The following is an 11,086-nucleotide window of genomic DNA, read 5'->3' as shown; positions in this document are numbered from 1 at the left end:
GCCGGTTCTGTAGCAGTTCGAGTTCCCTCTGCAGTGCGTCGTTGCGCGCGATGAGATCGTTCAGCCCACGGTCCGTGACGCCGGGCGCAGGCTGCGGCCGGCGTGGCTGCCTCGTGCGCCGCACCCCGGCGAGCCGGGCGAGGCTGGCGAGCGTCACCTCCAGGTCGACGTTGTCCGTTTCCAGATAGTGATGCTGCACATCCCACGTGTCCGCGAGCCTGCCGAGGACATGGATCGCCGCGCGCAGCTGGCGGGCGGCGGACCCGGCGGGCACGGCAGGCAGAACCTCGTCGCGCAGCTCACGGCGAAGCCCCTCGAGCAGCTCGCCGGGGGTTGGTCTCAGCATGGCGTCTCCAACGGCCTGCTGGCGCTGATCCACTCCAGGCACGCCTGGATGGAGGGGATCACGGTTCGGGCCCGGTCGATCAGCCGTAGGTTGTGGCTACGGCCGTCGATGACCGCACGGGCCGCCTGCAGGCTGATCGTGGCGTACTTGACCTCGCAGAAGACGCGGTTCCAGCGCAGTGCCGCTCCGGTGACAGGTACGCCTCCGGCCGCTTCGTACGCCGCGACGAACTCCTCGAGCGGCACGAACCGCTCCGGGCTCCACAGGGCGTGGTACGCCCACGCGATGTCCTCGACCGGGTCGCCGACGTGCGCCATCTCCCAGTCCAGCAGACCGACGATGCGGCCGCCTTCGTAGAGGACGTTGCCCGGCCGGAAGTCACCATGCACGAGCGCTGGTCGCGCGGGTGGGGTGGCGTTGTCGTCAAGCCAGTCGTACAGCCAGGACAGCGCCGGGTACGGCTCAGGGCGGCAGTCCTCGAACCGTGCGCGCCAGTAGGCCAGCTGCGGTTCACCGGTTCCCGCGGCCGGTGTGACGGCATGTAGCTCGGCTGCCGCCCGGGCCAGGTCCAGGGTTCGCGCACGGCCCAGCTCGGTGTCGGCCGAGAGGTACTCCACCGCGTCCGCTCGGCCCGGCAGCCGCTGGAGGAGCACCGCGGGCGCCCCGAACAGATGCCCGTCCGGGTCGTGCGCCCACACTTTCGGCGCCCGTACGCCACGTTCGGCCAGCCCGTCCAGTGCCGCGAACTCGTGTGCCGGGTCGGTCTGTACCTGCGAGCCGGGGGCACGGATGAGCAGGATCAACGGCTCCTCGTGTGTGCTCGCGTGCGTGTCCCGGCCCGAGGCCCAGCGGGCGTCGCAGGCCCACGCGACGCGCGCGTTCCCGCCGAAGACCCGTGCTGGCTGCGAGACAGCCACCTCCTCGGCCTCCGGCAGCCGCAGACGTAGCAGTTCCCGCACGCGAGCGGCCAGCTGGGCCGGTGCGTGCGCAGGAAGGGCGGGCCGGGTCATCGGACGCCGGCTGCGACCCGCAGGGTCTCGCCGGTGATGGCGTCGGACTGGGGCTCGAGGAAGAACGCGATGCCTTCGCCGAGGTCCTCCGGGGTGGGCACGTCACCGAGCGCCGTGTACCCGAGGTGCCGGTGCAGGTATCCGTCGTCGATCCACTGGCGTACCCGGTCGCTGAGGACCAGCCCCGGGGCGACGCAGTTGGCCCGAATCCCCTGACGGCCCAGCTGCACGCTGACGCTCTGGGTGAACGCGACCACCGCGGCCTTGGCCGAGTTGTAGGCGGCGTTACCGAGTTCGAGACGGTTGGCGAAGGCCGCCAGCGAAGCCACGTTGACGATCTTTCCGTAGCCCTGTGCGACGAAGTGCTTCTCCAGCGCGCGGCACATCAGGAAGGCGCTGTTCACGTTGAGCGCGTACATCTGCACCCAGCTGTCCAGCGAGATGGACTCCAGTGGCACATCGTAGACGTCGCGGTTGATGTTGACCATCCCGCCGGCGACGTTCGCCACGCCCTGCACCGAGCCGAACTCCGTCACCGCGAAGTCGACCGCCTGTCGCACGCCCGCCTCCGAGGTCACGTCGGCCTTGATCGTCCGCAGGGTTCCGGGCAGCTCGCGCGTGGACTCGGCCGTGCCGTTGAGCCGACGCGAGCTCAGGTCGACCGCGACGACGTTCGACCCCACCCGCAGCAGCCTGGCGGCGGCGGCGCCGCCGATGCCGCCGCCGGCGCCCGTGACGATGTAGGTGCGTTCGTCGAGAGGCAGGGTCGGCCGCCGCGGGGGGGCCACCGCTGTGCTGGGCATGTCAGGCTCGCCTTCAGATGTAGGAACGCTGGACGAAGTCCGGTGCGCGCTTCTCACGCAGAGCGGCCAGGCCTTCGGACGCCTCGGGTCCGGTGAAGCCCAGGATGCCGAACGCCAGGGAGGCCTCGAACGAGGGCCACGCGGCACGAACCCAGTTGTTGAGCGACTGTTTGGTCCAGCGGATCGCGCTCGGTGCCCCGTGCGCGAGCCGGGACGCGATGTGCAGGGCATGCTCGTCGACCACGGCGTCGTCGACACAGAACGTCACGAGCCCGATGCGCTCGGCTTCCTCGCCCGTGATGGCGTCGCTGGTCATCAGGTAGTACTTCGCCTTGGACAGCCCGCACAGCAGCGGCCATATCGCGACCGCGTGGTCGTCGGCGGCCACGCCCAGGGTGGTGTGCCCGTCCACGAGCTTGGCGGTGCGGCCGGCGACGCTCACGTCCGCCAGCAGCGCGGTGGCCAGCCCGCCGCCGGCCGCCGCTCCGCTGATCGCGGACACGATGGGCTTGCCGCAGTCGAGCATGTTCCGCACCAGGGCACGGCCTTCCTTCCACATCTGGCAGCGGAAGTCGTAGTCGTCGATGATGCGCTGCACCATGTCGAAGTCACCGCCGGCGCTGTATGCCCGTCCCCTGCCGGCGAGGACCACCGCGGACACCTCGGTGTCCTCGTCGATCAGGCGCCAGATCGCGCCCAGGTCCCGGTGCATCTGGAAGTCGAGGGCGTTCATCCGGCCGCGGCTGAGGGTCACCCGCAGGACGTGCGGCTCGGGCCAGTCGAGTTCCAGGCTCTCGTAGCCGGGGTAGCGGATGTCGGTCACAGCCCGGCCCCCGATCCGAACTCCCTGCGCAGCTCGGCCTTCGCGACCTTGCCGTAGACCGCGCGCGGCAGCTCCTCGCGGACCAGGACGTGGCTGGCGCGCTGGTACTTGGCCAGGCGCTCGTTGGCCCACTGCCGAAGCCCCTCCGGGTCGATCTCCGCGCCGGGGCGTGGGATGACGACCACCAGGGGCGTCTCGCCCCACTTCGGGTGCGGCACGCCGACGGCCGCGGCCTCGCTGACGTCCGGATGGCGCATGAAGACCTGCTCGACGTCCACGGCGAAGATGTTGATACCGCCAGATTTGATCATATCCTTGAGCCGGCCCGAGACATACAGGAAACCGTCCTTGTCCAGATGGCCGATATCCCCGGTCCGCATGAAGCCGCGACCGTCCGGGGCGGCCCAGGTCGCCTCCTCGGTCAGTCCGGGATTCTTGTAGTAGCCGTTCATCATCCCGATCGCATGCACCACGATTTCACCGCTCTCACCCGGGGGGAGTTCCGCGCCGGTATTGTCGATGATGCGGATGTCCTCCAGCATCAGGGGTTTTCCGACCGACGTGCGTTTGCCGCGGACGGCGTCCGCCGGCAGCCGCAGGGTCGCGAATCCCTCCGAGAATCCGTACACCTCGTGGATACCGGCGTTCGGGAAGGCGTCCTCCAGCGCGTGGTACGTCTTCTCGGCGATCGGCTGACCGGATGTGACGATGCAGCGCAGGCTGCTCACGTCATGGCCGCGCAGCCCGGGGTGCTCGAGGACGGCGATCCACTGGGTGGGGACCAGGAAGGCGTGGGTGGCCCGCTCGCGCTCCACGGCTGCCAGGAACGCCGCGGCGGTGAACCTGCGCAGGATGACGACCGTCCCGCCCCGGTACATCGTCGGGATCATCGTGATCCAGGTCCCGGACGCGTACGGGGGCGTGCCGAGGACGGCGACCGAGTAGCGGTCGACCTTCAGCCCCATCGCGAAGCCGTACGGGTACATCATGCGGCTGACGTGGGTGTGCTCGATGCCCTTCGGGTGCCCGGTGGTCCCCGAGGTGTAGAGGATGGTGATGACGTCGAACGGTTCGATCCTCACTCCGCACGGCGTGACCGGGGACTCGGCCAGCAGCTCCGGAACCGACCGCCAGTGGTCGTGGGCTGCGCCGAACGTGAGCCAGCGGGAGCCGCCGATCAGCGGCAGCCGCGCGCGGATGGAGTCGATGACCGGCTCGGTCTCCGGATCGGCGATCAGGACGACCGCGTCGGAGTCCGCCGCAAGGCGAACCAGTGACTCTCCGTCGAGCATGACATTCAGTGGCACCGTCACGCAGCCGGCCTTCGCGCTTCCCCAGAACGCGACGAACGCGTTCAGCGACGCGGGCATGAACAGCGCGACCTTGTCACCCTTGCCGAGGCCCTCGGCCCGCAGCAGGTTGGCTAACTGGTTCGTCCGCTCGTCAAGCTCACGCCACGTGAGCCGTTCTTCCTCGAATACGGCGGCCACCGTATCCCCGCTGACTCGCGCATTGTGCGCGATCACGTCCGGACACATCAACGAGAAGTCGTACTTCAGGCTCACGGGCGATCTCCTGATCTCTTCATCCGTCCGACCGCATGCTCGGTGAGAACGCACGGTAGCGACGGACGGAAGCCGTGACGAGGGCCACGCTGTCGAGGCCCCTGTTCCGGGTCACAAAGCTCCGAGTCACAAAGCCCCGGGTCACAGGGCCGTCGGTCACCACAGGGCCCAGCCGGGCCGGCCCTCGCGGCAGGCCTCGTACGCGTCCGGCTCGACCGGTTGCAGGATGCCCGTCGTCGCCCTCGTACCGTCGACGACGCTGCAGTGGTGCTCGTCCAGCCCCCGCAGCGTGCGGCGGACGTGCGGGTCGTTCACGTCGAACCGGTCCCATTCGGTCCGTTCCGGCCCCCCGTACTCGCCGGGATGCAGCCCCGCCCCGGGAGTGCCGCCGTAGAAGCCGCAGCACATGAAGGCGGTCTGGTTGCCCAGCCGCTCGAGGCGTAGGGACCGGTGGGTGCCGTCGTCGAGGGCCAGGTCGACGACGCCCGCCAGAAACAGGTGTGTGTCGGGTTCGAAGCGCAGGCGGCGTTCGATCCGGTGCACGCGGCCGCTGCCCGGGCGGGGGTCGTCGAGGCCGTAGAGCAGTTTCCCGCCCCAGAGGCCGACGTCGTGCAGGTCGATCCAGATCCCGCCCTTCCAGCCGGGCCGGTGCGCGCGCCCGCCGTTGAGCGCCGGGCCACCGACGCCCCGGCCGACGCCCCAGTGGCGGTCCCGGGTGCCGTGCGCCTGGCCGGGCGCCCACTCCACCCGGGTGCCACCGATCTGAACCCAGCCGGTGACCTGACCGAAGCTCTCGAATCCGGCGGTCACCTGCCGCTCGCCGGACGGCACCTGCGGCCCCCAGGCGGCGCCGTACGTCGGGCGGCGGGTGTCGGTCCACTCCAGGTCGTAGGAAAAGCCCCACTCCCCCGGCTCGAGGACGTGCCGCCAGCGGTGGAGCCCCGCGAGGATCGTGGGGCGCATCGGGCCCACCGTGAGGTCCGCCGGCTGCGACGACAGCGGACGGAAGGAGCGCACCGAGCGGTGGTCGCCACGGAAGTTGACGATCGCGTACGACTCGACCCGGCCGAGGACCGGGTAACAGCTGCCGCCCACAGCCAGGAGCAGGTCGCCCGTGTCGTCGTGCCACACGTTCCAGTACCGCTCGAAGAACCGCGGGTCGTTCGACGCGCGGGCCGGCGGGTGCGAGACGGGGTACGGAGCCGCGTGGACGAACTCGTCGTCACGCGGGACGAGCGGGGTGTTCACGCGTCCTCGAGCATGACCGGCAGCCGCAGCGGCCCGCGGCTGACCAGCGAGTTCGCCCACGGGATCGTGTCCAGGGGCTCGGCGAGCCGCAGCCGGGGGAACCGCTCCGCCATGTGCCTGAACGCGATCTGCCCTTCCAAGCGGGCCAGCGGCGCGCCGAGGCAGAAGTGCACACCCTTCGAGAAGGCGAGATGCCCGTTCGCCCGGCCCTCGAGAACGATCTCGTCCGGCGACGCGAAGACGGCGGGATCGCGGTTCGCGGCCGCGAGCATCGCGAAGATCCGGTCGCCCTCCCGCAGGCGCTGTCCCCCAAGCTCCGTGTCCGTGGCGAGCAGGCGCCCGGTGGACAGCACCGGCGAGTCGAAGCGGAGGAACTCGTCCACGGCGGGGACGATCAGGCCGTCGACATCGGCCGTCAGCTTGGCGGCGACGTCCGGGTGCTGGTGCAGGGCGATCAGGCCGTTGGTCAGCAGGTGGGCGGTCGTCTCCTGCGCCCCGTTGCCGATCATCATCATGCTCGCGATCAGCTCGTCCTCGGTGAGCGTCTCGCCGTCGACCTCGGTGGTGATCATGCGGGTGAGGGCGTCGTCCCGCGGGTGGGCCCGGCGTTCGTCGATCAGCTCACGGAACAGTTCCGCCATCGAGCAGGCGCCGTGCCGGGCTCTCTCGTACTTGTCGTCGACACCTCGCGAACTGCCGATGAACAGCATCATCTCGTCCGACCACCGCTTGACCTCGGTCAGCCGGTCGCGCGGGACCCCGAGCAGGTCCATGACGACGTAACCCGGCAGGGTAAGAGCGATCTCGGTGAAGAACTCGACCGGCCGGTCCTTCGGCAGGCCGTCGAACAGGTCCGACGTGATCTCGGTGATCGACGCCCGCAGGGACTCCACCATGCGGGGGTTGATGACCGTCGACAGGTAGCGGCGCAGCCGGGTGTGGTTCGGTGGATCCTGGAACACCATCCACAGCGACAACCAGCGCAGCACGTCGGCCGCTGTCGCGCGGTTCTCCTCGGAGAGCCGTTCGTGCACCGGCAGAAGACGATTCGCCGAGAACACCGCCGGCGCCGTGACCACGCTCTGAACACTGGCCCAGTCCACCGCGATCCAGCCCGACAACGGCTCGCACCAATGCACGCCGCCGGCGGTGCGCAGCTCCGCGAATATGGCATACGGATCGCGCAGTTGTATGGGATCAGTGGGATCGTACGCGGTCGGCATCGAACTCTCCAGGTTCTCGGAAAGCACGAGAATGGCACGCCGTCGGTCGGCTGTTCGACGGCCGCGACGTGCACGATCTGGAGCCGCGCACAAATCCCTCGCGCCGACCGACTCCCCCTCGAGTGCGATCCATGTCACAGTGAACCTTTCCCCACAAAGATCAACTACCTGCCGTGACAGCTACCTGCCGTGACAGGCAAGGGAGGAGGCCAGGAGCGCCTTCCCGGCCCCGCGCACCATCGGTCCCGGCCTCTGGAAGATCAGCCTGATCGCCCGGGCCGCCCTCGCGATCCTCCATGTCGAGCACCACCGCACCACCTGGCGACCACCACGGACACCGCCGCCGTCAATTACAAAAAGTAACCAATCATTACAGGGAAGGCTCAGTACCCGCCATGACTCTTTCCATCAGACGCGTCGTGACCGGCGTCGACAGCACGGGAACCTCCATCGCCCATGAGGACGCGCCGCTGCCACCCGTCGAACTGGCGATCATGCCTGGTGTCCAGATGTTCCAGGTGTGGGGAACGGAGGGCCCGCTCAGCAGCCCGCTCAGCGACCCGAAGCCCGACAACGCGGTCTTCTTCCCCGGGCCGGGCGGAACACGTTTCGGACTGTTTCGCCTCCCGCCGGAGGACAGCGCCGAACCAGATGCCGAACCAGGTGCCGAACCACACGAACCCAGCGCGGACGCGGCAACCCTCGAGTCCCAGGTCGCCGAGGCCGAAGCGAAGGTGCCAGGGTTGCTCGGCGTGTTCGAGCCCGACGCTCCGGGAATGCACCGGACCAGGAGCATCGACTACGTCATCGTCATCGAGGGCGACCTCTGGGTGGAACTCGACAACGGGACCGAGATCCACCTCCCCCCGGGCACGTGCGTGGTGCAGAACGGCGCCAGGCACGGGTGGCGCAACCACGGAAAGGTTCCGGCCACGCTCGCCTACGTGATCCTGGACGCCCAGCAGCCCGCCCAGGGCCACTGAAAACCAAGAAAGGACATGGCGTAATGCCTACGCAAACTCTCCCGGAAGTCGATGCCGTCGTCGTCGGCGCGGGCTTCGCCGGGCTCCGCACCATTCACCTGCTGCGGCAGCTCGGCCTGAGCATGCAGGTGTTCGAGGCCGGGGACGACGTCGGAGGCACCTGGTACTGGAACCGCTACCCCGGCGCCCGTACCGACACCGAGAGCTGGGCGTACTGCTTCTCGTTCGACCGTGAGCTGTGGCAGCGGTGGGACTTCCGCGAGCGCTACACCGCTCAGCCCGACGTCCTGGAATACCTGCGGGCGGTCGCGGACAAGCACGACATGCGCCAGCACATCCGCTTCTCCACGCGGGTCGACGGCGCCTACTTCGACGAGGCGGCCAACCGCTGGACGGTGACCACCGAGGACGGTCTGCGGATCAGCAGCCGGTGGCTCATCACAGGCCTGGGCTGGCTGGGCATCGCGTACAAGCCTCCGTTCCCGGGCGCGGACTCCTTCGCGGGCAAGTCGTACGTGACGTCGCAGTGGCCGAAGGAGCCGGTCGACCTCACGGGCAAGCGCGTGGCCGTCATCGGCACCGGCGCGACCGGCATCCAGGTGATCCAGTCGGTCGGGCAGGTCGCGGAGCATCTGACGGTGTTCCAACGCACCCCGAACTACGCGTTACCCGGGCGCAACCACGCGCTGGGCCCGGAGCAGCAGCAGGCGCTGCGACGTGACTTCGAAAACGTTTGGGAGAAGACGTTCAACCACGTGTTCGCCTTCCCGATGGAGCCGGCGAACCGCCTCGGCGCGCAGGTCGACGACGCCGAGCTCGAGCGCGTCCTGGAAGCCGGCTGGGAGGCCGGCGGCTTCCACTACATCTTCGAGACCTTCGACGACATGCTCGTCGACCAGCGGGTCAACGACGCCGCCTCGGAGTTCGTGCGGCGCAGGATCCGCGCGATCGTCAGGGATCCCGCGACCGCCGAGCTGCTGTGCCCGAAGACGCACCCGATCGGCGGGAAGCGTCCTCCGCTGGGCAACTTCTACTACGAGACCTACAACCGGCCCAACGTGACGCTGGTCAGCGTCCGTGACGACCCGATCCGGGAGATCACCCCGACGGGTCTGCGGACGGGGACCGCGGAGTACGAGTTCGATGTGATCATCTACGCGACCGGTTTCGACGCGATCACCGGACCGCTCGCCAGCATGAACGTGCACGGGGCCGGGGACCGGACGATTGCCGAGCAGTGGGCACGGGACGCGAAAGCCCTGCTGGGCATCGCGTCCCCGGGCTTCCCGAATCTTTTCGCGATCCTCGGGCCGCAGGCACCGTTCGCGAGCCATCCACCGGTGATCGAGACGCAGGTCGAACTGATCGGCAAGCTGCTGGCGCACGCGGTCGAGCAGGGCGCCGAGCGGGTGGAGGCCACCGAGGAAGCCGCCCAGGCCTGGTCGGACCAGTGCGACGCGATCCTGAACGCCACCCTCCTGCCGCAGGGCATGGGAGACCGGCCGTGGTTCCTCGGGGCGAACGTGCCCGGCAAGAAGCCCAGCACACTGTGCTATCTCGGCGGCCTGAGCAGCTATCGCGCCACCGTCGACAAGGAGGCCGACGGCGGCTTCCCCGGTTTCACCCTGAGCAGGTCGCCCGTACCGGCATAGCCGCCCGGTAGAGCCGCCCGGTAAAAACCGGTGCCCCGCCCGGGGAGGATTCGGGCGGGGCACCGGTTTTTCATGTTCTGCGCATCGGATGGTGAACGGCGCGGGAACTGCGGACATCCGGCGGGCATCGGCTTCTCACGTTTTGTGCAGCCCGAGCCCCCTGCTGATGATGAGTTTCATCATTTCGCTGGTACCGCCGTATATTGTCTGTACCCGGGCGTCCGCCCAGGCCCGTCCCACCCGGTATTCCGTGGTGTAGCCGTAGCCCCCGTGCAGTTGCAGGCACCTGTCCACGACATGCTGCTGGGCCTCGGTGGTGTGCAGCTTTATCATGGCGGCCGTGTCGGCACCGAGATTTCCCGCCAGGTGCTCCCGCACCCCCCAGTCGACGAAGACCCGCGCCGCCTTCACCGCGGTGGCCAGCTCCGCGAGCAGGAACGCGCTGTGCTGGAACCGGCCGATCGGCTGGCCGAAGGCGGTCCTCGTCCTGACGTAGTCGAGGGTGTCCGCAAGGACGCCCTCCATTGCCGCGGCCGCCTGCACGGCGATGGTGAGCCGCTCCTGCGCCAGGTTCGCCATCAGGTAGCGCAGCCCCCTGCCCGGCTGCCCGAGCACGTTCGCGTCCGGGACCGCGACGTTGTCGAACGACAGCTCGGCCGTGTCCTGTGCGTGGAGCCCGACCTTGCCGAGGTTGCGGCCGCGCGTGAAGCCCGCCATCCCACGCTCGACGACCAGCAGGCTCAGGCCGCCGCCGCCGCCGTCGCCGTCCGGCTCGGTTCGCGCGACAACGATGACCAGGTCCGCGTGGATGCCGTTGCTGATGAAGGTCTTCGTGCCGTTCAGCAGCCATCCGCCGGGGGTTCGTGCCGCCCTCGTCCGGACGCCCCGCAGATCGCTGCCCGCGCCGGGCTCGGTCATCGCGATCGCGGCCACGAGTTCGCCCGACGTCATGCCCGGCACCCAGCGCACCAGTTGCCCAGGCGTGGCCAGTTCGGCGAAGTACGGTCCGCAGACGTCGTTGTGGACCGTGAATCCCGGCCCGGTGGCGCCGGCGCGGTAAAGCTCGGCGTCGACAACCGTGTTGAATCGATAGTCCGCGCCGCCGCCGCCGTACTCGGCCGGAAGCCCGAGACCCAGCAGCCCGGCCGCGCCGGCCTTACGCCACAGTTCCCGCGGAACGATCCCGTCGCTCTCCCACCGGGCGTGGTGGGGGGTGATCTCCCGGGCCACGAACGTCCGGACCAGTTCGGTGAACGCGGCCAGCTCCGCGTCGTGCTCTCGGACGGGTGCGAAGGTCCCTGTCATGTGGCGCCTCCCAGCGCTGTCCCGGGTGATGCGGCCAGGCAGGTGCGAAGGCCCTTTCAGGTATAACCGGGCCCGCCGTCCACAAGGGCGGGCCCGGTTGGTCCCGCGAACAAACGACGAGAAGGAGG

Annotated in this window: 10 protein-coding genes; 2 read left to right on the top strand and 8 right to left on the bottom strand. The window is 69.2% G+C overall.

Annotated features, from left to right (window positions below):
- The 7 genes from AC5LUJ_RS04320 to AC5LUJ_RS04290 all read right to left on the bottom strand — a co-directional run.
- The coding region (locus tag AC5LUJ_RS04320) for a hypothetical protein (protein WP_493464496.1) at positions 1 to 346 on the bottom strand (346 nt) is incomplete at its 3' end.
- Complete coding sequence (locus AC5LUJ_RS04315; RefSeq protein ID WP_493464495.1) at positions 340 to 1,305, bottom strand: phosphotransferase family protein; 966 nt, start codon at positions 1,303 to 1,305, stop codon at positions 340 to 342. The genes AC5LUJ_RS04320 and AC5LUJ_RS04315, both read right to left, overlap by 7 nt.
- Before the next feature lie 47 nt (positions 1,306 to 1,352).
- Complete coding sequence (locus tag AC5LUJ_RS04310; protein WP_250292117.1) at positions 1,353 to 2,159, bottom strand: SDR family NAD(P)-dependent oxidoreductase; 807 nt, start codon at positions 2,157 to 2,159, stop codon at positions 1,353 to 1,355.
- Between the two features lie 13 nt (positions 2,160 to 2,172).
- A complete protein-coding gene (locus AC5LUJ_RS04305; RefSeq protein WP_250292118.1) occupies positions 2,173 to 2,982 on the bottom strand; it encodes an enoyl-CoA hydratase/isomerase family protein in 810 nt (269 codons plus the stop codon).
- Positions 2,979 to 4,547 carry a class I adenylate-forming enzyme family protein gene (locus AC5LUJ_RS04300; protein WP_250292120.1) on the bottom strand — a complete coding sequence of 523 codons (1,569 nt, stop codon included), beginning with the start codon at positions 4,545 to 4,547 and terminating at the stop codon, positions 2,979 to 2,981. The genes AC5LUJ_RS04305 and AC5LUJ_RS04300 overlap by 4 nt, the downstream gene beginning before the upstream one ends.
- Positions 4,548 to 4,703: 156 nt before the next feature.
- A complete protein-coding gene (locus AC5LUJ_RS04295; RefSeq protein WP_250282427.1) occupies positions 4,704 to 5,795 on the bottom strand; it encodes an Rv3169 family protein in 1,092 nt (363 codons plus the stop codon).
- Positions 5,792 to 7,018, bottom strand: coding sequence for a cytochrome P450 (locus AC5LUJ_RS04290; protein WP_250282429.1), 1,227 nt, complete (start codon positions 7,016 to 7,018; stop codon positions 5,792 to 5,794). Before AC5LUJ_RS04290 ends, AC5LUJ_RS04295 begins: the two co-directional genes overlap by 4 nt.
- A 419-nt stretch (positions 7,019 to 7,437) precedes the next feature.
- Between AC5LUJ_RS04290 and AC5LUJ_RS04285 the strand changes: the two genes are divergently transcribed.
- Both AC5LUJ_RS04285 and AC5LUJ_RS04280 read left to right on the top strand, forming a co-directional pair.
- The gene (locus AC5LUJ_RS04285; RefSeq protein ID WP_250282430.1) at positions 7,438 to 8,001 is read left to right on the top strand and encodes a cupin domain-containing protein; all 564 of its coding nucleotides are present in this window, start codon (positions 7,438 to 7,440) and stop codon (positions 7,999 to 8,001) included.
- 23 nt (positions 8,002 to 8,024) lie between these two features.
- Positions 8,025 to 9,653, top strand: coding sequence for a flavin-containing monooxygenase (locus tag AC5LUJ_RS04280; protein WP_250282433.1), 1,629 nt, complete (start codon positions 8,025 to 8,027; stop codon positions 9,651 to 9,653).
- A 135-nt stretch (positions 9,654 to 9,788) separates the two neighbouring features.
- On the opposite strand, the gene AC5LUJ_RS04275 is transcribed toward AC5LUJ_RS04280, so the two are convergent.
- The gene (locus AC5LUJ_RS04275) at positions 9,789 to 10,958 is read right to left on the bottom strand and encodes an acyl-CoA dehydrogenase family protein (protein ID WP_250282435.1); all 1,170 of its coding nucleotides are present in this window, start codon (positions 10,956 to 10,958) and stop codon (positions 9,789 to 9,791) included.
- Between the last annotated feature and the right edge of the window lie 128 nt (positions 10,959 to 11,086).

The organism is Protofrankia sp. CiP1_Cm_nod3, assembly GCF_982290655.1.
Note: the sequence above shows the minus strand (reverse complement) of the source record. Positions and strands in the feature narration are given on the sequence as shown.